Origin of the sequence: Pandoraea sp. E26, assembly GCF_000681415.1 — a bacterium.
In the GTDB taxonomy this organism is placed as follows: domain Bacteria; phylum Pseudomonadota; class Gammaproteobacteria; order Burkholderiales; family Burkholderiaceae; genus Pandoraea; species Pandoraea pnomenusa.
Window position 1 is genome coordinate 93164 of sequence record NZ_AYXJ01000018.1, and the last position, 25455, is coordinate 118618.

Genomic DNA, 25455 nt, shown 5'->3' on the forward strand with positions numbered 1-25455 from the left:
GGACCTGCTCTGTACGACCGGGCACTTCTTGAACCCCGCTGAAACTGGCGGGGTTTTTTTATTGGGAATCCGCCTCGACCGTCGGCGCAATGTCGCGCGGGTCGACGCGGACGCACACCAGTTCGTCCTCCAGGGACGCGTCAGCCTCCGCGCTCGGGCGCGACGACACGAGCGACCCGGACAAGGCCGCGGCCAGCTTCGTTCCCGCGCCGAGACTTTCAAGCCACTGGTAAAACTCGGACAGGCCCTTCGGCAATTCGCTCACGTCGTCACTGAACGGCAGGCGGGCGATCAGCCACACGAAGACCCCGGTCGACAGGAGACGAATCCGGGCCGCGAGCGCCTTTTGCCAGACCGGATCGTCGTGCGCGACGAGTGCCGTGCGCAGCTTCGCAACCATCCGCTCCAGCACGCGCACTCGCTTGACGGCGGCGAGGATTGCGGCGTCATTTGCCCCGAGGGCGGCGTGCACCCGCTCGAACGCGCCACGCGCGTTGAGCCAGTACATCAGATTGGCAAGACTGTCCCCCTGAAACGGCAACGTGCCCGGGCGGTGAAACTCGACACCCCAGCAAATGAGATCGCCCAGCGCAAGCAGCGCGAAGTACGGCGCGACCATCATGCCCGGGGTGAAAATCGCCCTGCCGATGCGCAACACCTTGCATCGCCCGCCCCGGCCCGCGAAGGTTGCCGACGAACGCACTCGCTCGCACACCCGTGCGCCCGCAAGTCGCGCAAAGACATCGGGCGCCAGATACGGCGACGCAACGCTGACCATTTGAACGCCAAAACTGGCGGCGTGGGCGAGCAACACCCCGGAGCGCACTGGACAGGCATAGCCGGGGGGCTCGACCACCGGCGGCGTCGCGCCATCCGGCACTGAGGCTGAAGCGCGCGATATGCCGGAGGCGGGCGGAAGGCACACGGCCTCATGGGGCGTTTTTCCGCTCGAACGGTCGTGCGCCCCGTCCTTCGATTCACCGCCGATCAGCACGCGCATTTCGTCGTGCGTTCGCGCCGCCTCGCGGGCGTCTCGCGCACGCAGGCGGAGTGCGCGAAGCTGTGCATGCGTGTCGTCACCGATCCGCTCGATGGGCGCCCCCCCTTGCGCGGACGCAGCGTGGCACGCTTCGGCGGCTTGAATGCAAGAGACGCGTTGCACCTCGATGTCGACCTCGGCATGACCGTTCGACTCCGATGGGCGAGCGTCGGCCAGCGGTCGGTCCGGCAAGAGAAACGGCGGCATCGCAGGCACGACACGCCCCGCGCTGCCGGCACACGTGATCATGGAGCACCTCCCGTCGCCGACGTGCCGTCGGACCACATGGCCCACGCCCACCACGCCATGTCGCATCCACTGTGCGCCGCGTCGGCGTCGGCGCGCTTGCAGATTGTGCGCTCGACATTACGGGGCATGACGCAAAAGGCCCCGCACGGAAGTCACGCGCCGGGATTCCTGGGACGACCCACGCCCCGACGGGCACGGGCAGGACGGTTCCAATCGCAGTATCATTGCGCATCCCCGCCGACGCGACATTTTGCCGCGCCCGGACACGATCCATCCGCCCCCGATAACACGCACCATGACCGTCCCGCAGAACCCGAACGACCGCTCCGAGATCACCTTCCGTTTTCTGGCCGAACCGGCCGCCGTCAACTTCGGCGGCAAGGTGCACGGCGGCTCCCTCATGAAATGGATCGACGAGGTGGCCTACGCCTGCGCCGCAACGTGGTCGGGACGTTATTGCGTCACTGTGAGCGTGGGCAACATTCGTTTTCGCCGTCCGATTCTGGTGGGCAATCTGGTGGAGCTGCGCGCGCGCATCGTTGCCACGGGCCGCACCAGCATGCATATCCACGTGTCGGTCCACGCCGGCGATCCGAAGTGGGGAGAACTGCGCCAGACGACCGATTGCCTGATGGTGTTCGTCGCGGTAGACGAGAGCAATCACCCGGTAAGCGTGCCGTCGTTCGAGCCGAAGACCGAGGAACAGAAGGCATTGGCGAAGTACGCCATGGATGTGAAGGCAGCACTCGACGCCATCGTCGAGCTCAAGCCGGAGAATGTTGCAAGCTGACGGGGATCGTCATGGGCCTCTGACGTCCGCGCGCGTGTCCGCTGCGCGCTGATGCGGGCCTCGATGCATGGCCCGAACGCCAATGGCCCGGCATGGCCCCGCGGCATTGGTGACGGGTGACGGGCGTCATCGGCACGCCACCCGGCGCGCTCACGATGACTGTGTCTTGAGCAGTCGCTGCGGTGTGAGCAACGCTTCGCCATCGAGTCGCGCGACCCCCAGCAAGCGCGAAGTGGCTTCGCTCGTGGCCTCCGTGTAGACCTTGACTTCGATCTCGCCGTGCGCGGCTGCGTAAGCACGCAATGGCGTCGGACAGCGGATCTCGTCGAGTCGCAGACGCTGACCGTGACTGAAGCGTCGCGCCAGCGTTTCGTCGAGCATGATCGCGGGCAGCGTCTTGAGCAATGCATCGACCGGTGCGAGCTTCGCCACGCGTTGCGCATGATCCAGCGCGCTCAGGTCTTCGAGCGTGACGGCGCCGTCGAGTGTCAGCGGTCCCACCGCCGTGCGGCGCAAACCGCGCAGGTGAGCACCGCACCCCAACGCTTCCCCGATGTCTTCCGCAAGCGTGCGCACGTATGTGCCTTTACTGCACGTCACACGGAACGTGAATTCGTTCGTGTGCGGCAGTGCGCTTTGCGTCAGCGCCAGTGCATGGACGGTGACCTCGCGCGCCTCACGTTCGAGCGTTTGGCCCGCGCGCGCATATTCGTACAACGGTTTGCCGTCGCGCTTGAGCGCCGAGTACATCGGCGGGATTTGCGAAATCCTCCCCATGAAACGAGGCAATATGGCACGGATCGCCGCATCGTCCACCGTCACCGGCCGCGTTTGCAACACCTCGCCTTCGGCGTCGCCCGTCGTGGTCGTCTCGCCCAGGCGCACGTGCGCTTCGTAGGTCTTGTCGGCCTCGAGCAAGTCCTGCGAGAACTTCGTCGCCTCGCCGAAACACAGCGGCAGCAACCCGGTCGCCAAGGGATCGAGCGTGCCCGTGTGGCCTGCCTTGAGCGCCTGAAGCAAACGCTTGGCCTTGATCAGGGCATCGTTGGATGACAGGCCGAGCGGCTTGTCCAGCAACAACACGCCATCGAGTGCGAAACGGGGGAGCTTTTGGCGGGGTGCCTGCGAACGCGGGTCCGTCATGGTGCGGAGATTGCCTGAGAAATTCTGGTGGGAGTCAATGCCTGCCCCGTCACGCCGTCAGCAGCGCGGCGCACGGGCATCGCAACGCCGCCGGGCTTGCCATGGGCCGCCCGGCAGGTTGCGCTTATCGATCGACGGCTTACTTCTCGTCGCCGTCCTTGCTGCCTTCGTCACTGCCTTCGTCACTGCCTTCGCCCGCCTCGTCCCTCGCGCGCGTCGCGTTGGCCGTATCGATCAGGCGCGACATCTCGATCGCGCGTTCGATCGACTGGTCGAAGTGGAAATGCAACGTCGGCACGGTATGAATGTGCAAACGCTTGAACAGCAGATTGCGCAGGTAGCCTGCCGCCTCGTTGAGCGCCTCACCGGTGGCCTTGGGATCGCCGGTCAGCGTCGTATAAAACACTTTCGCATGCGCATAGTCAGGCGTGACTTCCACGCTTTGCAGCGTGACCAGACCAATGCGCGGGTCTTTCACTTCGCGCTGAATCAACTCCGACAGATCGCGTTGGATCTGGTCGTTGATACGAAGATTGCGACCCGGAACGCCACGTTTCTTTGCCATAACAAACTCGCTAATAATGCAATGGCCCACGCCGCCGGTTTCCCGGCTCGGTGGGCCATTCCACATCCATTGTGTCGACCGCGTTACAGCGAGCGCGCAACTTCCGTGATTTCAAACGCTTCCAGTTGGTCGCCTTCCGTGATGTCGTTGAAGTTCTTCACCGACAGACCACACTCGAAGCCGGACTTGACTTCCTTCACGTCATCCTTGAAGCGCTTGAGCGAATCGAGCTCGCCCGTGAAGATGACCACGTTGTCGCGCAGCACACGCACGTGCGACGAACGCTTGACGAAGCCGTCGAGCACCATACAGCCGGCCACCGTACCGACCTTCGGCACACGGAACGTCTGACGCACTTCGATGAGACCCGTGATCTCTTCCTTCTTCTCGGGCGCCAGCATGCCCGACATTGCCGCCTTCACCTCATCCACGGCGTCGTAGATGATGTTGTAGTAGCGGATGTCGATACCGTTCGACTCGGCCAGCTTGCGCGCCAGCGCATCGGCACGCGTATTGAAGCCGATGATGACCGCCTTCGAAGCGGTGGCCAGGTTGACGTCGCTTTCGCTGATGCCACCCACCGCCGCGTGAACGATCTGCACGCGCACTTCCGGCGTCGAGAGCTTGTTGAGCGACTGCGCGAGCGCTTCCTGCGAACCCTGAACGTCTGCCTTGATGATGAGCGGCAGCGTCTTGACTTCGCCTTCGGCCATCTGCTCGAACATGTTCTCGAGCTTGGCGGCCTGTTGCTTGGCCAGCTTCACGTCGCGGAATTTGCCCTGACGGAACAGCGCGATTTCGCGCGCCTTGCGCTCGTCCTGCACCACCAGCACTTCTTCACCCGCACCCGGCACTTCCGACAGACCCTGGATTTCCACCGGGATCGACGGGCCCGCTTCCTTCGCGTTCTTGCCGGTCTCGTCGAGCATGGCGCGCACGCGGCCGTAGGCCTGACCCGCCAGTACCATGTCACCGCGGTTGAGCGTGCCCGACTGCACCAGAATCGTAGCGACCGGACCCTTGCCCTTGTCGAGCTTCGCTTCGATCACGATGCCCTTGGCCGGCGCGTCCACCGGTGCCTTCAACTCCAGCACCTCGGCTTGCAGCAACACGTTCTCGAGCAAATCGTCGATCCCCGTGCCCGTCTTGGCCGACACCGGCACGAACGGCGAATCGCCACCGTACTCTTCCGGCACCACACCTTCGGCCACGAGTTCCTGCTTCACGCGGTCCGGGTTGGCTTCCGGCTTGTCGATCTTGTTGATCGCCACCACGATCGGCACACCGGCCGACTTCGCGTGGGCAATCGCTTCCTTCGTCTGCGGCATCACACCGTCGTCGGCCGCCACCACGAGAATCACGATGTCCGTTGCCTGGGCACCGCGCGCACGCATGGCCGTAAAGGCCTCGTGACCCGGGGTGTCGAGGAACGTCACCGTGCCGCGCGGCGTATCGACGTGGTACGCACCGATGTGCTGCGTGATCCCGCCGGCTTCGCCCGCCGCCACCTTGGCGCGACGGATGTAGTCCAGCAGCGAGGTCTTGCCGTGGTCGACGTGACCCATCACGGTGACCACCGGCGGACGCGGCAGCGCTTCCGCTTCGGTCGCCTCGTTGCCCAGATCCAGCAGCGTTTCCGGATCGTCGAGCTTCGCGGCGATGGCGCGGTGGCCCAGCTCCTCGACCACGATCATGGCCGTTTCCTGGTCCAGCACCTGGTTGATGGTCACCATCTGGCCCATCTTCATCATCAGCTTGATGACTTCCGCGGCCTTGACCGACATCTTGTGCGCGAGATCGGCAACGCTGATCGTCTCCGGCACGTGCACATCGCGCACCACCGGCTCGGTCGGCGCCTGGAACGCCTGACGGTCGTCCTGCGCATGACGATCGCCGCGACGCCCGCCACGGCCACCGCCGCGCCAGCCGTCCGAACCACCGCTGGTGTCGCCACGCGTCTTCATGCCGCCGCGCTTGTTGCGGTTATCGGCGTCCTTCTGCCAGGCACCGCCCTTCTTGTCCTTCTTGTCGGCCGCACCGGCCGTCGTCGTTGCCGGCGCAGCAGCTGCCGGCTTCTTGTCCGCCGGCTTGGCGGCCGCGGCACCTTCCGGCCTGGCCGGCTTGTGCAGCGTACCCTTCGCCTCGGGCTTGGCCGCCGCGGCAGCCGCGGGGGCCGGCTCCGGCGCCTTGAGCACACGGCGCGGGGCATTCATCATTTCGCGAATCGCACGCGCTTCGGCTTCCGCCGCGGCACGACGCTTGCGAATGGCTTCTTCTTCAGCACGCGCCTTGTCGGCAGCCGCACTGGCCTTCTCGGCGGCCGCGCGCGCTTCTTCGCTGGCCTTGCGTGCCTGCTCGCGCTCGGCCTCGGCCTTGGCGGCGGCAGCCTTGTCGGCATCGGCCTTCTCGGCTTCGGCCTTGGCAGCCTTTTCGGCATCCACGGTGGCCGCCTTCTCGGCTTCGGCGTCGGCCTTGGCTTCCGCCGCCTTCGCCTTTTGCTCTTCGGCCGCCTTGGCCGCGGCTGCGCGGTCCGCTTCCTCGCGCGCACGGCGCTCGGCAGCTTCCTTCTCTTCGCGCTCGCGGCGCTCGGCTTCCTCGCGCTCCAGTTGCTCCTGGCGACGCTTGAGCTCGGCAGCCTCGGCCGCCAGGCGCTCCGCCTCGCGGCGTGCGTCTTCCTCGCGCTGACGCAGCGCTTCGTCTTCCGCCGCGGCGGCTGCGCTGTCCACGCCTTCGGCCACGTCGTCACGCTTGACGAAAGTGCGTTTCTTGCGCACTTCCACCTGAATCGTGCGTGCCTTGCCGGTTGCGTCGGCTTGCTTGATTTCCGAAGTCTGGCGACGCGTCAGAGTAATCTTCTTTTTGTCGCCGTCGCCCGCGCCGTGGGCGCGGCGCAGGTGTTCCAGCAAACGGGCCTTGTCGGCTTCCGTCAGTGAATCGTCGGCGCTGAGTTTGTCCACGCCGGCGGCCTTGAGTTGCTCCAGCAACACGCCGGCCGGCATTTTCAGTTCTGCAGCAAATTGGGCTACGTTGATGCTCGCCATTCAAACCTCTTCAAGCAAGGCCAGACGCCTTGCGGTTAACTTCAAAGTTCACTGTTCCATATGCGTGCCGGGGCAGGTCATCATTGGAACCAGTGCTCTCGCGCTTTCATGATCAGGGCCTTTGCGGCTTCCTCGTCGACGCCGGTCATCTCGGTCAGTTCGTCGACGGCCAGCTCGGCCAGATCATCGCGCGTCTGAATTTCATGCTCGGCCAGCTTGGCCAACAGCTCGGACGTCATGCCGTCGAGGCTCTTCAGATCGAGCGCAACGCCCTCGACCTTCTCCTCGGTGGCAATCGCCTGCGTGAGCAGAGCGTCGCGCGCACGATTGCGCAGCTCGTGCACCGTGTCCTCGTCGAACGCTTCGATTTCGAGCATTTCGTTCAGAGGCACGTAGGCGATTTCTTCCAGGCTCGAGAAACCTTCCTCGATCAGGATGTCCGCCACTTCCTCGTCCACATCGAGACGCTGCATGAACAAGGTGCGCAGCGTGCCGCGCTCTTCGTTCTGCTTTTCGGCCGACTCGTCCGGCGTCATGATGTTGATCTGCCAACCGGTCAGCTCCGACGCGAGGCGCACGTTCTGACCGCTGCGGCCGATCGCCACCGCGAGTTCGTTCTCGTCGACCACGACATCCATGCTGTGCTTTTCTTCGTCCACGACGATCGACTGCACCGCCGCCGGCGCCAGGGCGCCGATCACGAATTGCGCCGGGTCTTCCGACCACAACACGATGTCGACATTCTCGCCGCCCAGCTCGTTGCGCACCGCCTGGACACGCGTGCCGCGAATACCCACGCACGTGCCGATCGGATCGATACGCTTGTCATACGCGACCACGGCGATCTTCGCGCGCACGCCCGGATCGCGGGCTGCCGATTTGATCTCCAGCAGGCCTTGCTCGATTTCCGGCACTTCCATGCCGAAAAGCTCGATCAGGAATTCCGGCGCCGTCCGCGACAGCTCGATCTGCGGGCCACGCGCCGTGCGATCGACCTTCACGATGAAGGCACGCACGCGATCGCCGATGCGCAGGTTCTCTTTCGGAATCAGCTGATCGCGGCGCAGCAGCGCCTCGACACGGCCCGACTCGACGATCAGGTTGCCCTTGTCGAGACGCTTGACCGTACCGGTCATGATCTTTTCGCCGCGCTCGAGGAAGTCCGACAGGATCTGCTCGCGCTCGGCGTCGCGAATACGCTGCAAAATCACCTGCTTGGCCGCCTGCGCGCCAATGCGGCCGAACTCGACCGACTCCACCGGCTCCTCGATGAACTCGCCGATCTCGACGGAGGGGTTCTCTTCCTTGGCTTCGAACGACAGGATCTGCTTGTCCGGCTCCTGCAGACCCGCCTCGTCCGGCACTACCAGCCAGCGACGGAAGCTCTCGTGCTCGCCCGACTCACGGTCGATGTGCACGCGAATGTCGACGTCTTCGGTGTAGCGCTTCTTGGTGGCCGAAGCCAATGCCGCTTCCAGCGCGCCGAACACGACATCCTTGTCGACGTTCTTTTCGCGCGCGAGCGCATCGACCAACAGCAATACTTCGCGACTCATCGTTTGCGACTCCTAAAATCAATCTGCGGCACAAGGCGCGCACGGTCTATATCCGCGAGGGTGAATTCGAGCAGCGCCGGGCCGCCCTTGCCTTCGAACTCAAGGCTCAAGTTTTCGCCTTGCGGCGCCTGCAGAATGCCGCGGAACTGCTTGCGGCCTTCGAGCGGCACACGCAACGTGAGACTCACTTCCGTGCCGGCGAAGCGCTCGAAGTCACGCAGCTTGCGCAGCGGACGATCCAGCCCCGGCGACGACACTTCGAGTCGGTCGTAATTGACGTTCTCGACCATCAGCACATGCGAGAGCTGACGGCTCACCGTCTCGCAGTCATCGATCGTGATGCCCTCCGGCTTGTCGATGTACACCCGCAGCAGACCGCCACCGGCGCGTTCAAGATCGACCAGCTCGTAACCCAGGCCTTCGACCGTGGTCTCGATCAGTTCTGGCAATTGCAACTTTGCTCACCCTAGAAAAACTCGCGCGCATCAACAGCGCCCGACATGTCTGCGCGCCCCGCATGGGACGGCGCACGATACCTGCCTCGACCGTCCGGGCCGGCATGCCTGAGTCGACACACCCACTCCCCGACGCGGCGGCATCGGCCGCGAAACGCTCGCGGCAAAAAAAAATGGGCGAAACGCCCATTTCTTGCAGCCTCATTGCGCATGAGGTGCGCGCCGCAACAGAACGTGCGACACGCAATACAGCTTATTATTTGATTTTATATGGTTTTGGGCCGATTTGCAACGCTTGCGCCCGCAAATGCCCGAAGGACGGGCGCCGGAGCGGCGTTGCCGCAGTGCAACATGCGAGCCGGCAAAGCCCGCCCCGCGCCATTCGGTCGGGGCGCCTTCGGCGCCCGATCCGGCCGACGCCTGCGGCGCGCCGATCCCATCAACGAGAACGGTTGCCGCCGCGGTTGCCACGGTTACCGGAATTGCCGCCGCCGTAGTTGCCACCACCGGCGCGGTTGCCGCCACGGCTGCGATTGCCATTGACGTTTCCATTGCCGTTGCCTCGCGGCTGACCACTGTAGCCGCCACCGCCCGCTGCGTTGCCGCCGCCGAAACGCCGGCCTTCTCCGCGAGGCGAAGACGTCTGCCCCGGGTAGCCGCCGCTCGGGCCGACGAACGCCGTAAGCGGATTGGCACGCGGACGACGCGACTGCCCCGGCTCGCGGCTGAACACTCCCAGCGCGGTCTGCATCGGATCCGGCTGTCGGCGCGGCTCCTTGACGGCGCCGGCCTTGCCGCCACGGCCCGGCTTGCCGCCCTTGTCGTCCGCGCTCGCCCCCGGCATTTTCATGCCGACGGCGGCGAACAGCGAACGCACCTGAGCGTCGTCAAGTTCCTCGTAACGTCCTCGCTTCAAGCCGCGCGGCAGCGTGAGCGGGCCATAACGCGTACGAATCAGACGACTGACCATCAATCCCGCGGCATCGAACATGCGACGCACTTCGCGGTTGCGACCTTCCGTCAGTGCCACGTGATACCAATGATTCGAGCCCTCGCCACCGCCGTCCTGCAAGCGCAGGAAATTGGCCTGACCGTCGTCGAGCTCGATGCCGCGCAGCAGCTGCTGGCGCGACGATTCGCTCAGTTGGCCGACAGTGCGCACGGCGTACTCGCGCTCGATGCCATAACGCGGATGCATGAACCGATTCGCCAGGTCGCCGGACGTCGTCAGGATCAGCAGACCTTCCGTATTGAAGTCCAGTCGTCCGACGGCGAGCCACTTGGCCGTCTTCATCGGCGGCAGACGGTCGAATACCGAGGCGCGACCTTCCGGATCGGCGTGGCTGACGATCTCGCCCGCCGGCTTGTGATACAGGAGCACGCGCGGCGGCTTGCTGGTGATGCGGCGCTTGACGAGCTTGCCGTTGATACGCACCTGATCGGTCGGGAGAATACGCTGGCCGATATGCGCCGGCTCGGCGTTGACGGATACTCGCCCGGCAAGGATCAGCTCCTCCATCTCGCGACGCGAGCCCATGCCGGCCTCGGCGAGCACCTTGTGCAGCTTCGGCGCTTCGTCGTCCGGCGACAGGACACGACGATCGGCCGGTCGACGGCCGCGCTTGGCAGCTGCCTTGGCGTCGCCGTCGGCGTCGTCGCTATCGAACCCGCCCGACGTCACGAACGCGAAGAGGTCGTCATCGCCATTCTTGCCGCCCTTGCCGCCCCGGCCCACCTTGCCGGCCCCGGCGCTTCGGCCACCGACGGCGGCGGCACCCTTACGGCCGCGGCCCTTGCCGTCACCCGGTTGCGCCTTGCCCGCCGGTTCGCCACCGGTCGCGGCGCCTGAGGCCTGCGCGGGCTTCGCCGCAGGCGAGGCGCCATCGCGCTGCTTGCCGCCGCGCGGCTTGCGAGCGCCCTGGCGGCCACGCGCTTGCGCCGCGGCGGGCGCCCCGTCGGCGTCGGGCGCCTGGCTGTGCGACGTTTCGCCGGACGGTACGCCCTGCGAAGCGTCGGACGCGGCAAATTCGCCCGTGCCGCTGTCGTCGCCCTCTCGCTTGGCTTGCTGCGCCGCGCGACGACGCGCGATCAGACTACGCGGTCCGCGGCGCAAGCCGCGGCGCGACGCCTTGTCGTCACCACCCTCGCCTTCCGGCGCACGTGCTTCGGCACCGGCATCGCGTGCGTGCAGGTCCTGGGATTCTTCGTTCTGTTTCAACACAACCTCATTGGAAAACGGGATCGTTGCGGGCCGGCATGTTGAGCCGCCCTGATCCGTGTTCGCACCATGAATGCGCGGCAAATCCTTGCCGCGACTTCGTTCTTAATCGCTAACGGCCCTGCTGTTGCGCGCGACGCAATGCGCCGGTGCCTCAGGTGCCCGTGACGAGAGTCTTGTCGTCCCCGTCGTTCTCGTCGTCATCCATCCCACCGGACATGGGCTGACCGGTGGCGGCTTCGTTCGCTGCCGGGTCGACAGCGCGCGGGGAAACCTCCTGCGTGACCGGCGCTGCGGGATCGTCCGCCTGCGTCGGTGCATCGTTTGCCTCACTTGCCAGGTACTGCGCATCTTGCGGCGGATCGTCGCCTTCCGCAGCCGCACTCCCCAAATCTTCGGAAAATTCCTCGACGCTCTGACGGCCCCGCACCTCCTGGCCGCCCTCGCCGACCGACGCGTCATCCTGCGGCGCCGCGACCTGCTCACTGACGCGTCCCGCCGGCACGAGTTCCTCGGCATCCGGCGGAATTGCCCCGACGTCACCATCGGCATTGGCAAGCGCCGCCTCGGATTCGCCGGAATACGCCGCATCCGCGGGGGCGTCGCCTTCGGCCATGACCGCGTCGAGCAGCGCCTCTTCCGTCACCGCATCGTCGCCGGACGTCGGCCGTTGTCCTTCCGGCAGGCCCTGCGCGAGCGGCAGATTGTCGGCTCGATCCTGCGCCAGGCGCGCCAGCGCTTCGGCGTCGGCCATCGGCGCGTCATCCGACGCCACGTCTTCTCCCGCTTCGCCTTCGGCCCGCTCGCCGAATTCGATGTTCTGCTGCGCGAGCAGGTCGATCTGCGCCTGCGCCGCCGGATCTTCGAGCGGCGGCAGCGCGTCGAGCGCGCGCAGCCCGAGATCGTCGAGGAAGTCCTTCGTCGTGGCGTACAGGCCGGGGCGCCCCGGCACGTCGCGATGGCCGATCACCTCGATCCAGCCGCGGTCTTCGAGCTGCTTGATGATCTGGGTATTGACCGTCACGCCGCGAATCTCTTCGATATCGCCACGCGTGACCGGCTGGCGATAGGCAATGATCGCGAGCGTCTCCATCACGGCGCGCGAATACTTCGGCGGCTTCTCCGGATTGAGACGGTCAAGGTATTCGCGCATGCGCGGACGGCTCTGGAAACGCCAGCCGGTGGCCAACGCCACCAATTCCACACCTCGGCCGTCCCATTGCATGCGGATTTCCTCGAGCAGCGCGCGCACCGTGTCGCCGGACACGGCGTCATTGAAGAGCTTGCGCAGATCGCCGACCTTGAGCGGCTCCTGCGCGCAAATCAACGCGGTCTCGAGGACGAGTTTCGCCTCTTGGGTATTCATGTGCGACTAAGCAAACCGGGGGCTTGGCAACCCGGAATCAGGAATAAATGGATGCTTGGAACACGAGAAACGGTCGTAGATCGAAAAAACAACCGCTTCGCATAAGCGCGCGCCCGTTTGTGTTCGGTCGTAGTGACGGCGGCGCAACCTGGATGCTTCGAAACGACCTGCCGGGAAAACGCCCAGGCCGATAGTGCGGCGAGACGGACGTCCGGTATGTGCGCAATTATTACTGAAACACTGTCGCCCGTAAAGCGTCGTGCAAACCCTCGCCATTCCTGGCGCGGAATCGACAGGTCGACGCCCCATGGTAAACTCTCAAAATAACTTCAGGGGCCTCCATGACCACAGAAATCGGTCGCATTCCCGTCGTCCAGCCCCGCTGTTCCACTTGCTCGCTGGGCCAGTTCTGCCTGCCCGTCGGCATTCCGGAAGCGGAACTGGAACGACTGGATGCACTCGTGAGCGAGCGCCGTCGCCTCAAGAAAGGCGAGGTGCTCTATCACGCCAACGATGACCTGAGCGCCGTCTACGGCATCCGCTTCGGGTCGCTCAAAAGCTGCGTCACGGCGCCCGACGGCCGTGAGCAGGTCGTCGGTTTCCACCTTCAGGGCGAGCTGATCGGCCTGGACGCGGTGGCCGACAGTCATCACCCCAGCACTGCCATTGCGCTCGAGGACAGCGAGCTGTGCATTGCGCGTTTCGGCGAACTGGAGACGCTTTCGCGTCAGGTACCGTCGCTGCAACGCCAGCTGCATCGTCTGATGAGCCAGGAAATCCGCAACGAGCATCAGCAACTGCTCGCCCTGGGCACCATGCGCGCCGAAGAGCGGCTGGCGGTCTTCCTGCACAACCTGTCCGAGCGTCTTTCGGCGCGGGGCTACGCCGCCAACGAATTTGTGCTGCGCATGAGCCGCGAAGAAATCGGCAGCTTCCTCGGCCTCAAGCTGGAGACGGTCAGCCGCCTGTTTTCGCGCTTCGCGCAAAACGGCATGATCGAAATCCGCCAGCGGCACGTCAAGATCATCGACGCTGCCGCCCTGCGCGAACTCGCCGGCGTGACCGGCATTCACTGCTGAGACCGGTCACCGGGGGCGCGCAGGCGTCCCCGCCCTTGGTTTGCCTCGCACGCCCCGTTCACCGGTTACGCTTCCCCGCGTTACCCCCATACGCTACCGGCCAACGACACCCACCGCCTTGCGCCAGATCAAGAGACGCGCACGAACGCCCGCACTCTTGCCGCCGGCCGTTCGACAAGCCCGGGCAAACCCTCCATAATCGGCGCGATCGCCGGACGGCGCATTCGCCGCCCGACGCCACATTCCGACGGAGGCCGCCGATATGCCCGCTGCCATTTTTCTGAGTCCGGAAGACGCCGAGCACGCCTATTACGAGGCGCTGCGCACGGGCGACGCCGATGCGCTGATGGACGTCTGGTCGGAGGATGAGGAAGTCGTTTGCATTCACCCGTCCGGCCCCCGCCATGTCGGCCCCGCGGCCGTGCGCAGCAGTTGGCGACAGATCCTGGCCAACGGTGGGCTACAGGTGTCGGTCAGTCACCTGCAGGTGGCCAACAACCCGCTGTGCGCCGTTCACAACGTGCTCGAGCAGATCCAGGTGGAATCACATCCCGAAGCGCGCTACGCCTTCGTACTCGCCACCAACGTCTATCTGAAGGAAGCGGACGGCTGGCGACTCGTGCTGCATCACGCCAGCCCCGCGATCGGGCACGAGGATAGCGCCGCGCCGCTCGCTCGCACCCATCATCTTCACTGAGGCACACGCCCCGCCCCGCTCGGGCCCCTTGCCCCGGCGCCCCGCTACGAGGCGTCTGGCCGCGCATCCCAGTACGGCACCGGCCCGGGACCGAAGCGGGCTTGCAGAAACTCGATCAGCGCGTGCGTCTTGGGGGGCACGAACGCCCGGCTGGGGTACACGCCCCAGATGGCGACCTCCTCGGCCAGGGGATAGGCAGGCAGTACCGCCACCAGGTCCCCGCGCTGCAGGTGCACGCCGACGTCCCAAGTCGATTTCAGCGCAATTCCCATCCCTGCGAGCACTGCGTCGCGCAGCACCTCGCCGTTATCGGAAACCAGCCGCCCGCCCACACGCACATTCAACTCGCCGCCCGGCGTGACGAACCGCCAGTCGCGCTGTTCCGCCAGAATCAGACATTCGTGCGAGGCGAGATCGCCCGGATGCTTCGGCGTGCCGTGGGCCGCCAGATACGCAGGGGACGCGCACAGCGTGCGGCGATTACTCGCGAGTTTGCGGGCAACGAGCGTCGAGTCGCGCAGCGCCCCCACGCGAATCGCCAGGTCAACGCCCTCCTCCAGCAGATCGACCACGCGATCGGTCAACCGGAAGTCCAGCGAAATCCCCGGGTAGCGATCGAGAAACGCCGGCAAGGCGGGCGAGACATGCTGACGTCCGAACGACGAGGAGCATGACACCCGCAAGCGTCCCTGCGGCGCCGCGCGCCCCTGCCCAACACTCGCGAATGCCTGCGCCTCGGCAGCCAGCAACGTCTGGGCCTGCGCGAGAAACATTTCGCCTTCCTGCGTGAGCGCCACGCGTCGGGTCGTGCGATGCAGCAGACGCGCCCCAAGCCTGGCCTCGAGTTGCGCCAATCGGGTGCTGGCCGTGGCAGGCGATAGCCCGCGTTCGCGCCCGGCCGCCGAGACGTTGCCCAGCGCCGCCACCCGAACGAACAACGCCACGGTATCGAGGTCCAATGCCATTTAACGGATTCTCCGAAAAATCTTTTCGGCATTATGCGAATTTTCAATGCAATCCACTAGCGGTAGTCTTTCGCTATTGCTTCGCGCGGCCCGCCGACGACATCCGGCCGACCACCATCAACGTAATGGAGAGTACTCATGAAAGCTGTTGGATTAACCCGTTATCTGCCGATCGACGATCCCGAATCCCTCGTTGACATCGAATTGCCGACGCCCACCCCTGCGGGGCGCGACATCCTGGTCAAAGTCGAGGCCATCTCGGTCAATCCGGTCGACACCAAGGTGCGCGCGCCGAAAGCCAAGGTCGAAGCCACGCCGCGCGTGCTCGGATGGGACGCCGCGGGCACGGTCGCCGCGGTGGGCCCGGACGCCACGCTCTTCCGGGTCGGCGACCCGGTCTATTACGCGGGGAGCATCACGCGCGCGGGCGCGAACAGCGAATTCCATCTGGTGGATGAGCGCATCGTCGGCCATATGCCGACGTCGCTCGACTTCGTGAGTGCGGCCGCCCTGCCGCTCACGACGATCACGGCCTGGGAAGCGCTGTTCGACCGCCTCGGCGTGGCGCCCGACGGCAGCGATGAAGGAAAGTCGGTGTTGGTCGTCGGCGGCGCGGGCGGCGTCGGTTCGATCGCCATTCAGCTCGCCCGGCGCGTGGCGCGACTGACGGTGGTGGCGACGGCGTCGCGGCCGGCGTCGGCCGACTGGTGCCGGCAACTCGGCGCGCAACACGTGATCGACCACTATCAGGACATTCCGGCGCAGTTGCTGGCCGCTGGCGTGCCGCAGGTGGACTTTGTCCTGTGCCTGAACGACACCGACGAGCACTTCCCGGCGTTGGCGCAGGCCGTCGCACCGCAGGGCAAGATCTGCTCGATCGTGGAGAACGCCCGGCCGCTGGACGTCGGCCTGCTCAAGAACAAGAGCGCGACATTCGTGTGGGAGTTCATGTTCACGCGCGCCATGTACGAGACGCCCGACATGATCGCGCAGCACAAGCTGCTCACTGAAGTCGCGCGCCTGGTCGACGCCGGCACCCTTCGTACCACACTCGGCGAGGTGATCGGCCCGATCAACGCCGTCAACCTGCGGCGCGCCCACGCCCAGCTCGAAGGCGGACGCACCATCGGCAAGCTCGTCCTGAGCGGCTTCTGAGTCCCCTCTGGGCGGCTCGACCGGGCGGTCCCCGGTGGCCGGGCGGTCGGGCCGTCATTGCGTCAATGGGACGTCACTGGGCCGAAGGCGCCGTCCCCTCGGGCAAGGCGGCGGCGTCCGCCGGATGGACGATCTCCCCATTGAGCGCGCTCACGCCGGCCAACAAGCGCTCGAATGCGGCCCCGACGAGAGCAGGCTCGCCCTTCACACCCAGGTCGATGTGGCGGCGTGCGTAGACCGGGCCGCGTTGTGCGTCGCCCACGCTCGGCAGGCTGAACACCTTCACCCCCGGATATTCGGCCTCGATGTCCTCCATGAGCGGCGTGAGCGTCGATTCGGCCAGCCCGAAGACCAGCACCGATCGTTCGGCGTGCCTGGTGAGGTGGTGCAGATCCGCGTAACAGGTGTCGAGCACCCAGGCCATCATCGGCCAGGCCATCACGGGGAAACCCGGCATGAAATGATGGCGGTCGATGGAGAACCCGGGGATCTTGTTGTAAGGGTTGGGCAGCACGCGTGCGCCGACCGGAAATTCGCCCATCTTGAGACGGTGCCGGTTATCGGGCTGCGTCATGTCGGCACGGCCGTCCGGACTGGTGTCGGCGATGCGCTCCATGATGAGCGCCTCGGCTTCGGGCGTGAGTACCAGCGGCACATTGAGCGCGGCGGCGGCGCATTGACGCGTATGGTCGTCCGGCGTGGCGCCGATGCCGCCGGTTACGAAAACGATGTCGTCGCTTGCGAACGTGCGTTGCAGGGTGGCCGTGATGCGCGCGGGATCATCCCCCACGTACTCGGCCCAGCCGAGCTGCATGCCACGCTCCGTAAGCAGTTCGATGAGCTTGGGCAGATGCTTGTCCTGGCGGCGTCCCGAGAGAATCTCGTCGCCGATGATGATGATGCCGACCGCCATGATGCTTCCTTTTCTTGTCGTCAGGGCCTTGGGGGGAGAAAAGCGCGGCGCCGCCGGGATTCAGACGACGAAGGTCCAATCCGGCAGCGCGCGGTGTGACGATTGTGCCACTTTCAGGGCGAACCGTTGGGGCTGCCCGGAGGGGGCAGTGCCGGCGGCAGGTCTTCGGTCTCCGGCCGGGCATCGTCGACCACCGGCAGGACCGTACCGGCGAGCGTCGGCTCATGCCGGGCATCCTCCGCGCGAAGGCGCGAGAGTGCGCGCAGGCAGTAATGGGCGAACCACAACGCCGAAAAGACGAAGATCACCACATAGAGCCAGATCGCGAGCAGCGCGATGACCGGGAACAGCACGATCATGATGACCGACGAGACCCACAGCAATGTGGGCAGCGAGCCGAGCAAACCGGTTGCCACACCGATCACGAGCAGCGGCAGACGCTTCTCCCGGACGATCCGGCGCCGCTCCTCGGCCGTGGCGTGGTAAGCGAGCGCGTCGTACGTCATCACGCGGTAAGTGAGCCAGCCCCACAGCAGCGGCGGCACGATGGCGAAGAATGGCGGCACCAGCCATAACGGCAGTGTGACGAGCGCGGCGACGAGGAAGATGAGCGTGGCCCCGAGCGACTGGCCCAGGCTGCCCCAGAACGAGCCGCCCTGACGCGCCTCGAGATGAATGAAGTGCCGGCGCGAGAGATGGCGCAACACCGCCGGCATCGACCATCCCGCAATGAGCAGCAGCGACGTGACGACGATCAGCGGCACGAGCAGCGCCACCAGAATGAACGGCGCGAGCGCCATGCGCACGCTGTCCACGCCGAAGAAGCCGAAGAAGCGGTAGATCCACTGGGTGAATTCCCACTGTTCGAGCCACACGCGCAGGAAGTCGGTGAATGGTTCCCAGCCGAACCAGATCACGGCGCCCCAGATCAGTCCGGAGACGACGAAGGGCATGGCGGTGAGCCAGAGCATGCGCGGATGCAGCAGGCTCACGAGCGCGCGCCCTAGCGCGCGAAGAATATCGTTCATGCAGAAACAGGACCGGGCGTCGACGACGCCCGGCGAGTGAAGCCCTTACGGCAATGCCCCGATGTTACAGCACCGGCGCACGGTCGTAGAAATAGATCCCGTGCGGCGAGCGTCCGACGGCAATCGTATTGATCAGCTTGCGCGAGGCCAGGTCGATGATGCCGACCTTGCGCGCCCACCGGAACGTGACCCACAGCGTCTTCTTGTCGGCCGAGAGCTCCATGTCGTCGGGGCCGGGCAGCAGACCGGTAATGTTGCCGACATTCGTGAGCGCGTCCTGATCGATGATGCTGATCGTGCTCGACACGCGATTGGAGATCAGCACGTGCTTGCCGTCGGCGAGCGAACGGAAGTTGTGCGCCCCCCTTCCGGTCGGGATCGTCTTGATCACCTTCCGCGCGCGCCAGTCGATCACGGCCGCGTAGTCGGCGCCGGTCATGCCCACGAGCAGGTACTTGTCGTTGGGCGTGAGCCACACGCCGGCGGGGCTGTCGCCCACTTTCAGCGTCCACAGCACCTTCTGGCTGGCCAGATCGATGGCGGCGATCTCGTTCGACTCCTGCAACGAGATGAACACGAGCTTGCTGTCCTGAGTGAAGACCAGGTGGCTTGGCATCTTCTTGAGCGGGATGCGCTGCGCCACGCTCAGGTTCTTGCCGTCGAAGCGGTAGACGTCCACGCGGTCCAGGCGCAGCGCGTTGGCCACGAACCACTTCTTGTCCGGCGAGAAGCCGATCTGGTACGGATCTTCGATGTTTTCGATCTTGCGCTGGATCTGTCCCGTCTTCGGATCGAGGAACACGAGATTGTTGCCCACCGAGTTCGCCACGATGAGCGACTGGTTATCGGGCGTGGCCATCAGGTGATGCGGCTCCTTGCCCACGGGAAACGTCTGGACGACCTTTTGCGTGGCCTTGTCGATAAGGCTTACGCTGGCGTCGGCCGAATTGAGCACGACCACCACGCTGTCGGGTGCCGGGGCTGCCGCCCGCGCCGGGCCGGCCAGCGCCGTCAGGCCCAGGGAAGCGGCCAGACCGGCGGCGATCAGAAGTTTGCGCATTGCAGGATCTCTCGGGAGAAAAAGGTGCGGAGAATGTCGAAAAAACGACGCCAGGGAAGCCGCGGGTGCCGGGCGGGAAAGCGCTCGGGTGAAAACGACGAGCGACGAGCGACGAGCGACGAGTGGCGCCTGGAACCGTCGCAAAACGGTGCCGCTATTGTAGGGCCGGAAAGCCCCCGCAACGCGTCGGCGGCGCACCTTTTTTGATCAGGCGAAACAACATTCCAACACTTTCTGACCCAGCGCAAACCGGCGCGGGCATTGCATGCAAAATTGGCGTCCGGGCATACGCGTCGAACGCCAACGGATGGCATGTCACCGACGGCCACCGCTCAGCGCTGCAGCGCCTCCCAGACCTTGTGGAGCCGCTTGACCGACACCGGCATCGGTGTGCGCAGCTCCTGTGCGAAAAGCGAGACGCGCAATTCCTCGAGCAGCCAGCGAAATTCGTCGAGTCGCGCATCGCCCTGATCCCGGCGTTGCGACGTGGCCCGCTGCCAGTTCTGCAACAACGGGCCGAGCTCGCTCATGGCACGCGCGTCGCGCGACGGATCGGCCTTGAGCTTGTCGATGCGCGCGGCCATCGCCTTGAGGTAACGCGGAAAGTGCGCCAGCTGGGCATAGGGCGTGTCGATCAGGAAGCGCTTGCCGACCAGACGTTGCAACTGCGCCGTAAGATCCGCATGCGCCTGCGCGAACGGCTTGGCCTGCGCGAGCTTCTTCTGCAACGCCGCGTACTCGGCCAGAATCTGCCCGGCCAGGCGCGCGATTTCCTGCGCGAGCAGCGTGAGACGTCCACGCCCCTCGTCCTTGCGCGCGACGAACGAGGCGTTGTCGCTCGGCCATGGCAACTGAAGACAGGCGCGCTCCAGCGCCAGATCCACGATCTGATCGCGCAGTGCCTCCTGTGTCCCGAGGTGCAGGTACTGCATGGCCATCTGCTGCAGTCCGGGGATGTTTTTCTCCAGGTACTTCACCTGCTCGCGCAACTGAATCGCGAACAGTCGCCGCAGTCCTGCCCGATGCTGACGTTGCGCTTCGTCCGGATCGTCGAATACTTCGAGGTCGCAGTGATCGCCGCGATCGACCAGCGCGGGATAGCCGAACAGCGTCTGGCCGCCGCGGCGAATCTCGAGCATCTCCGGCAACTCACCGAAGCTCCAGGTCGTCAGGTTGTCGTAGCGACCGGGCTCGACCGCCGCGGCGCCCGTGCCCGATGCCGCGGACGCCCCCGGTACGGCCTGCGCGCCGGTCTTGCCGCCTGCCTTGCCATCGCCGCGCGGCGCGGGGCCGCCGCGCGACGAAGATTCTGTCGCGGTGCCGCCGGTGGGCGTGGCACCGCTTCGGGCGGCCAGCGCCTGGAACGTGCGCTGCGCCTGCTGCCCGAGTTCGGCGCGCAACTGCGAGAGATTGCGTCCCATGCCGAGCTGACGCCCGTGCTCGTCGATCACCTTGAAGTTCATCGACAGGTGCGCCGGGAGCATTTCCAGTTTGAAATCGCTCGCCTTGAGCATGACACCGGTCTGCTCGCGCGCATCGGCTATCAGCGCGTCGAGCAGTGCGCCCTGGCCGAACGTGGCGCGATCGACAAACCCGGCCGCGTATTCGGGCAATGGCACGAAGTGACGGCGCAGCTTCTGCGGCAGCGACTTCATCAGCAGGTGCGCCTTCTCCTTGAGCATGCCCGGCACGAGCCATTCGCATCGGCGCGCGTCGACCTGATTGAGCGCGTAGAGCGGTACGGCCAGCGTGACCCCGTCGCGCGGCGACCCCGGTTCGAAGTGGTACGTGAGCGCCATTTCGACGCCCGCGATCGCCGTCTTCTTCGGGAACAGGTCGGTCGTGACACCCGCGGCCTCGTGGCGCATCAGGTCGTCGCGCACGAGGTAGAGCAGTCTGGGCGTGCCCTTGGACGTCTCGCGATACCAGTGCTCGAAGCTGGCGCCGTCGTAAAGGCCGGCGGGCACGTGTGCGTCGTAGTAGGCGTAGATCAACTCGTCGTCGACGAGCACGTCCTGGCGCCGCGACTTGTGTTCGAGCTGTTCGATGTCCGCGATCAGCTTGCGATTGTGCGCGTAGAACGGCAGCTTCGTTTCCCAGTCGCCCTCGACGAGCGCACTGCGAAGGAAGATCTCGCGGGCGCGACGCGGATCGCGCGGGCCGAAGTTCATGCGACGGCGGGCGTAGATCGTCAGCCCGTAGAGCGTGCCGCGCTCGTACGCCGTGACTTGCGCGGCCTTCTTTTCCCAGTGGGCGTCGGACAGCGAGGTCTTCACGAGGTGCTTGCCCACACGCTCGATCCATTCCGGCTCGATGCGCGCGATGCAGCGCGCGTACAACCGGCTCGTCTCGACGAGTTCACCGGCCATGACCCAGCGCCCGGCCTTTTTCACGAGCGAGGAGCCCGGCCAGATGTGGAACTTGATGCCGTGCGCGCCAAGGAAGTGCGGATCGTCGTCGGCCTTGCAGCCGATGTTGCCGAGCAAGCCGGCGAGCAGCGCAAGGTGCACCTGCTCGTATGTGGCTTCGGACTCGTTGATGCGCCAACCCTGCTCGCGCACCACGGTCAGCAACTGACTGTGAACGTCGCGCCATTCGCGCAGACGCAGTTGCGAGAGGAAATTCTCGCGGCAGGCCTGTGTCAGCAGGCGGTTCGACTTCTTGTGAGCGATCGCCTCCTCGAACCACTTCCATATCTTGAGCCAGGAGAGGAATTCGGACTTCTCGTCCGCGAATTTGCGGTGGGCGTTGTCGGCGGCGTCCTGGGCTTCGATGGGCCGGTCGCGCGGGTCCTGCACGGCCAGTCCGCTCGCGATGATGAGGACTTCGCGCAGCGACTGCTGGTCGCGCGCGGCCAGGATCATGCGCCCGACGCGCGGATCGAGCGGCAAACGCGCCAGCTCACGACCAAGCGGCGTGAGCTGGTTGGCGTCGTCGACCGCACCCAGTTCGCCCAGCAACTGGTAGCCGTCGGCAATCGCGCGGCCCGGCGGTGGCTCGAGGAAGGGGAATTCCTCGACTTTCGACAGGCGCAGCGACTGCATGCGCAGAATTACCGCGGCGAGCGACGAGCGCAGAATCTCGGGGTCGGTGAATCGCGCGCGCGACTGGAAGTCCGCTTCGTCGTACAGACGAATGCACACGCCGTCGGCCACGCGACCGCAGCGACCCGCGCGCTGATTGGCCGCCGCCTGCGAGATCGATTCGATCTGAAGCTGCTCGACCTTGTTGCGGTAGGAGTAGCGCTTCACCCGCGCGGTGCCGGCATCGACCACGTAACGGATGCCCGGTACGGTCAGCGAGGTCTCGGCCACGTTGGTCGCGAGCACGATGCGACGGGCGTTCGACGGCCTGAACACGCGCTCCTGCTCGGCGGCGGACAGGCGCGCGAAGAGCGGCAGGATCTCGGTGTGCGGCGGATGATGCTTGCGCAGTGCCTCCGCCGCTTCGCGAATTTCGCGCTCGCCGGGCAGGAACACGAGCACGTCGCCCGCCCCCTCGCGGCAGAGTTCGTCCACGGCATCGACGATACCGTCCATGAGATCGCGCTCACGATCGCGGGCGCTGGCGCGACTGTTCTCGCGGCCTTCCGCGTTGGCGATGCGCGCGTCGTCCTGAATCGGCCGATAGCGCACTTCCACCGGGTACAGCCGGCCGCTCACTTCGATGACGGGGGCCGGACGCAGGGTCTCGCCTTCGCCGGTGCCGAAGTGGCGCGCGAAGCGATCCGCATCGATGGTGGCCGACGTGATGATGACCTTCAGGTCCGGACGCCTGGGCAGCAACTGCTTCAGATAGCCCAGCAGGAAGTCGATGTTGAGGCTGCGTTCGTGCGCCTCGTCGATGATGATGGTGTCGTAAGCACGCAACAGCGGGTCGGTCTGCGTCTCGGCGAGCAGGATGCCGTCGGTCATCAACTTGACCGATGCCCCATTGGACAGCGTGTCGTTGAAACGCACCTTGAAGCCGACGATTTCGCCGAGCGGAGTGCCGAGTTCGTCCGCGATGCGGCGCGCGGTGGCCGACGCGGCGATGCGCCGCGGCTGCGTATGCCCGATCAGGCCGGTGCCGCCGGCGCCGAGGCCACGCCCAAGCGCGAGGCAAATCTTCGGCAGTTGCGTGGTCTTGCCCGAGCCGGTCTCGCCGCTCACGATCACCACCTGGTGGTCGGCGACGGCGCGTGCGATCTCCTCGCGGCGTGCGGACACCGGCAGTGCCTCGGGGAATGCGATTTCGGGCACGCGGTTGGCGGCGGCCTGCCGTGCGGCGAGTCGCTCGGCGTCGCGCGCGGCACGCTCGGCCGGCGACGGCCGACGTGCGGCCGTCGCGGCATTGCCCGGCCCCGTTGCGGCTTTGGTCGCGCGGTTGCCCGCGGCGGCGCCCGCCTCGCCGCCGCGATCCGGTTGGCGGGAGCGTCCGGGGCGATGGCCCGCGTTCGCAGGCGCGCCGCCCGGATCGGACGTCGTTTGCGATTGCGCCGGGTCCCTGGGTTGGGCGCGCGTTTGCCCCGGCGCCGTCACTTTCGGCTTCGGGGGCTGAGATTGTCGATTTCGTTCGTCACTTGCCATGGGCGCGCATTATATAATCTGCGCATGTTTGCGCACGTACACCCATGCTGACCGAACCCGACCCCGCCGTACAAGACGAAGAGACCGCCCACCAAGCCCAGTTCGTGGACTGGCTGCGATCGGTCGCCCCCTACATCCATGCGTTTCGCGACAAGACGTTCGTGGTCGCCTTCGGCGGCGAGCTCGTCGCGGCGGGCGGGCTCGACTCCCTGATTCAGGACGTCGCCCTGCTGTGCGCCATGGGCATGCACATCGTGCTGGTGCACGGTTCGCGACCGCAGGTCGAGGAGCAGATGCGCCTGCGACACATCGAGTCGCACTTTTCGCAGCAGTTGCGCATCACCGATGCCGCCGCGCTCGAAGCGGTCAAGGAAGCGGCCGGCGAATTGCGTCTGGACATCGAAGCGTCGATCAGCCAGGGGCTGCCGAATACGCCGATGGGCAACGCGCGCATCAGCGTGGTCTCGGGCAACTTCGTCACGGGCCGCCCCGTCGGCATCGTCGACGGGGTCGACTTCCAGCACACGGGCGTGGTCCGCAAGGTCGACGCGGAATCGATCCGCCTCTCGCTGGCCAACGGCAAGATCGTGCTGCTCTCGCCGCTGGGCTTTTCGCCCACGGGCCAGTCGTTCAATCTGACGATGGAAGACGTGGCGTCGTCGGCCGCCATTGCGTTGCGCGCCGACAAGCTGATCTTCATTACCGAGACGCCCGGCGTTCTCAACGAATACAACGAGTTGCAGCGCGAACTCACGCTCGAGGACGCCCAGCGCCTGCAGTCGCAGGGCACGCTCGACCGCGATTCGGCGTTCTATCTGAAGTACGCCACGCGCGCGTGTCGCGCCGGTGTGGGGCGTGCGCACATCGTGCCGTTCTCGCTCGACGGCAGCATGCTGCTCGAGCTGTTCTCGCACGACGGCGTGGGCACGATGATCTCGTACGAGAATCTGGAAAGCCTGCGCGAAGCCACGATCGACGACGTCGGGGGCATCCTGCAACTGATCGAACCGCTCGAAGCCGACGGCACCCTGGTGCGCCGCGGCCGCCACCAGCTCGAACGCGACATCGATCACTTCTCGGTCATCGAGCACGACGGACGCCTGTTCGGCTGCGCCGCGCTCTACCCCTACCCGAGCGAACGCATCGGCGAGATGGCCTGCCTGACCGTCGATCCGGAAGCGCAGGGCTCGGGCGACGGCGAACGCCTGCTCAAGCACATCGAGCAACGCGCCCGTGCACGCGGGCTGGAACGACTGTTCGTGCTCACGACCCGCACCGAGCACTGGTTCCTCAAGCGAGGCTTCGTCAAGGCCGGTGTGGACGACCTCCCGGCCGACCGCCGCCGCCTGTACAACTGGCAGCGCCGCTCGCTGGTGCTCATCAAGAAGCTGTAATTCAGGACGGCCGGGCGCGCAATCATCGGCATCCGTCGGTGCCCTTGCATATTGCGGCCCTGCCCCCATTTCCGGATATCGGCCGCCGCTTCGCCCGAGCCGTCCGTCGACATGACGCGGCCCACGTGGCAAGCCCGGCTTCCACTCAAGCCTCAACAAAGACTACGAAGGAGT

At 65.8% G+C, this 25455-nt stretch carries 18 protein-coding genes; 5 read left to right on the forward strand and 13 right to left on the reverse strand.

What is annotated here, in order from left to right:
* Positions 1-58: 58 nt before the first annotated feature.
* Positions 59-1288: a hypothetical protein gene (locus tag W930_RS0113505; protein ID WP_023874105.1), complete on the reverse strand. Its 1230-nt coding sequence runs from the start codon at positions 1286-1288 to the stop codon at positions 59-61.
* A gap of 295 nt (positions 1289-1583) precedes the next feature.
* On the opposite strand from W930_RS0113505, the gene W930_RS0113510 reads away from it, so the two are divergent.
* On the forward strand, positions 1584-2078 hold the full coding sequence (locus W930_RS0113510) for an acyl-CoA thioesterase (protein ID WP_023596333.1): 495 nt from the start codon (positions 1584-1586) through the stop codon (positions 2076-2078).
* Between the two features lie 150 nt (positions 2079-2228).
* Here W930_RS0113510 and truB read toward each other — a convergent pair whose 3' ends face one another.
* The 7 genes from truB to scpB form a co-directional block, all read right to left on the reverse strand.
* Positions 2229-3221, reverse strand: coding sequence for a tRNA pseudouridine(55) synthase TruB (gene truB / locus W930_RS0113515; RefSeq protein ID WP_023874104.1), 993 nt, complete (start codon positions 3219-3221; stop codon positions 2229-2231).
* A 139-nt stretch (positions 3222-3360) separates the two neighbouring features.
* Positions 3361-3786: a 30S ribosome-binding factor RbfA gene (rbfA, locus tag W930_RS0113520; protein ID WP_023596335.1), complete on the reverse strand. Its 426-nt coding sequence runs from the start codon at positions 3784-3786 to the stop codon at positions 3361-3363.
* An 83-nt stretch (positions 3787-3869) separates the two neighbouring features.
* The gene (gene infB, locus W930_RS0113525) at positions 3870-6827 is read right to left on the reverse strand and encodes a translation initiation factor IF-2 (protein WP_023874103.1); all 2958 of its coding nucleotides are present in this window, start codon (positions 6825-6827) and stop codon (positions 3870-3872) included.
* Positions 6828-6907: 80 nt separating this feature from the next.
* A complete protein-coding gene (gene nusA / locus W930_RS0113530; RefSeq protein ID WP_023596337.1) occupies positions 6908-8383 on the reverse strand; it encodes a transcription termination factor NusA in 1476 nt (491 codons plus the stop codon).
* Complete coding sequence (gene rimP / locus W930_RS0113535) at positions 8380-8838, reverse strand: ribosome maturation factor RimP (protein WP_023596338.1); 459 nt, start codon at positions 8836-8838, stop codon at positions 8380-8382. Before rimP ends, nusA begins: the two co-directional genes overlap by 4 nt.
* A gap of 439 nt (positions 8839-9277) precedes the next feature.
* Entirely contained in the window at positions 9278-11056 is a 1779-nt protein-coding gene (locus W930_RS0113540) for a pseudouridine synthase (protein WP_024788531.1), read from the reverse strand.
* A gap of 154 nt (positions 11057-11210) precedes the next feature.
* Complete coding sequence (gene scpB / locus W930_RS0113545; RefSeq protein WP_023874101.1) at positions 11211-12422, reverse strand: SMC-Scp complex subunit ScpB; 1212 nt, start codon at positions 12420-12422, stop codon at positions 11211-11213.
* Positions 12423-12763: 341 nt separating this feature from the next.
* Between scpB and fnr the strand changes: the two genes are divergently transcribed.
* Positions 12764-13501 carry a fumarate/nitrate reduction transcriptional regulator Fnr gene (gene fnr / locus W930_RS0113550; RefSeq protein ID WP_023874100.1) on the forward strand — a complete coding sequence of 246 codons (738 nt, stop codon included), beginning with the start codon at positions 12764-12766 and terminating at the stop codon, positions 13499-13501.
* Positions 13502-13763: 262 nt separating this feature from the next.
* On the forward strand, positions 13764-14198 hold the full coding sequence (locus W930_RS27325; protein ID WP_023596342.1) for a nuclear transport factor 2 family protein: 435 nt from the start codon (positions 13764-13766) through the stop codon (positions 14196-14198).
* Positions 14199-14242: 44 nt separating this feature from the next.
* On the opposite strand, the gene W930_RS27330 is transcribed toward W930_RS27325, so the two are convergent.
* Entirely contained in the window at positions 14243-15163 is a 921-nt protein-coding gene (locus W930_RS27330; protein WP_024788532.1) for a LysR family transcriptional regulator, read from the reverse strand.
* Between the two features lie 138 nt (positions 15164-15301).
* Here W930_RS27330 and W930_RS0113565 point away from each other — a divergent pair, with 138 nt between their 5' ends.
* On the forward strand, positions 15302-16318 hold the full coding sequence (locus tag W930_RS0113565; RefSeq protein WP_023596344.1) for a zinc-binding alcohol dehydrogenase family protein: 1017 nt from the start codon (positions 15302-15304) through the stop codon (positions 16316-16318).
* A 73-nt stretch (positions 16319-16391) separates the two neighbouring features.
* Here W930_RS0113565 and W930_RS0113570 read toward each other — a convergent pair whose 3' ends face one another.
* The 4 genes from W930_RS0113570 to hrpA form a co-directional block, all read right to left on the reverse strand.
* On the reverse strand, positions 16392-17231 hold the full coding sequence (locus W930_RS0113570; RefSeq protein WP_023874096.1) for a molybdopterin-binding protein: 840 nt from the start codon (positions 17229-17231) through the stop codon (positions 16392-16394).
* 113 nt (positions 17232-17344) lie between these two features.
* Complete coding sequence (locus tag W930_RS0113575; protein ID WP_023874095.1) at positions 17345-18259, reverse strand: EI24 domain-containing protein; 915 nt, start codon at positions 18257-18259, stop codon at positions 17345-17347.
* Positions 18260-18323: 64 nt separating this feature from the next.
* Positions 18324-19319: a beta-propeller fold lactonase family protein gene (locus W930_RS0113580; RefSeq protein ID WP_023596347.1), complete on the reverse strand. Its 996-nt coding sequence runs from the start codon at positions 19317-19319 to the stop codon at positions 18324-18326.
* Positions 19320-19651: 332 nt separating this feature from the next.
* A complete protein-coding gene (gene hrpA / locus W930_RS0113585) occupies positions 19652-23887 on the reverse strand; it encodes an ATP-dependent RNA helicase HrpA (RefSeq protein WP_051399261.1) in 4236 nt (1411 codons plus the stop codon).
* Between the two features lie 44 nt (positions 23888-23931).
* On the opposite strand from hrpA, the gene argA reads away from it, so the two are divergent.
* Complete coding sequence (gene argA, locus W930_RS0113590; protein ID WP_023596349.1) at positions 23932-25281, forward strand: amino-acid N-acetyltransferase; 1350 nt, start codon at positions 23932-23934, stop codon at positions 25279-25281.
* Positions 25282-25455 lie beyond the last annotated feature (174 nt).

Bases quoted from the DNA above. Each gene is read 5' to 3' on its own strand.
- W930_RS0113505 (WP_023874105.1), bottom strand. From the start codon at position 1,288: ATGATCACGTGTGCCGGCAGCGCGGGGCGTGTCGTGCCTGCGATGCCG.
- W930_RS0113510 (WP_023596333.1), top strand. From the start codon at position 1,584: ATGACCGTCCCGCAGAACCCGAACGACCGCTCCGAGATCACCTTCCGT.
- truB (WP_023874104.1), bottom strand. From the start codon at position 3,221: ATGACGGACCCGCGTTCGCAGGCACCCCGCCAAAAGCTCCCCCGTTTC.
- rbfA (WP_023596335.1), bottom strand. From the start codon at position 3,786: ATGGCAAAGAAACGTGGCGTTCCGGGTCGCAATCTTCGTATCAACGAC.
- infB (WP_023874103.1), bottom strand. From the start codon at position 6,827: ATGGCGAGCATCAACGTAGCCCAATTTGCTGCAGAACTGAAAATGCCG.
- nusA (WP_023596337.1), bottom strand. From the start codon at position 8,383: ATGAGTCGCGAAGTATTGCTGTTGGTCGATGCGCTCGCGCGCGAAAAG.
- scpB (WP_023874101.1), bottom strand. From the start codon at position 12,422: ATGAATACCCAAGAGGCGAAACTCGTCCTCGAGACCGCGTTGATTTGC.
- fnr (WP_023874100.1), top strand. From the start codon at position 12,764: ATGACCACAGAAATCGGTCGCATTCCCGTCGTCCAGCCCCGCTGTTCC.
- W930_RS27325 (WP_023596342.1), top strand. From the start codon at position 13,764: ATGCCCGCTGCCATTTTTCTGAGTCCGGAAGACGCCGAGCACGCCTAT.
- W930_RS27330 (WP_024788532.1), bottom strand. From the start codon at position 15,163: ATGGCATTGGACCTCGATACCGTGGCGTTGTTCGTTCGGGTGGCGGCG.
- W930_RS0113565 (WP_023596344.1), top strand. From the start codon at position 15,302: ATGAAAGCTGTTGGATTAACCCGTTATCTGCCGATCGACGATCCCGAA.
- W930_RS0113570 (WP_023874096.1), bottom strand. From the start codon at position 17,231: ATGGCGGTCGGCATCATCATCATCGGCGACGAGATTCTCTCGGGACGC.
- W930_RS0113575 (WP_023874095.1), bottom strand. From the start codon at position 18,259: ATGAACGATATTCTTCGCGCGCTAGGGCGCGCGCTCGTGAGCCTGCTG.
- W930_RS0113580 (WP_023596347.1), bottom strand. From the start codon at position 19,319: ATGCGCAAACTTCTGATCGCCGCCGGTCTGGCCGCTTCCCTGGGCCTG.
- hrpA (WP_051399261.1), bottom strand. From the start codon at position 23,887: ATGGCAAGTGACGAACGAAATCGACAATCTCAGCCCCCGAAGCCGAAA.
- argA (WP_023596349.1), top strand. From the start codon at position 23,932: ATGCTGACCGAACCCGACCCCGCCGTACAAGACGAAGAGACCGCCCAC.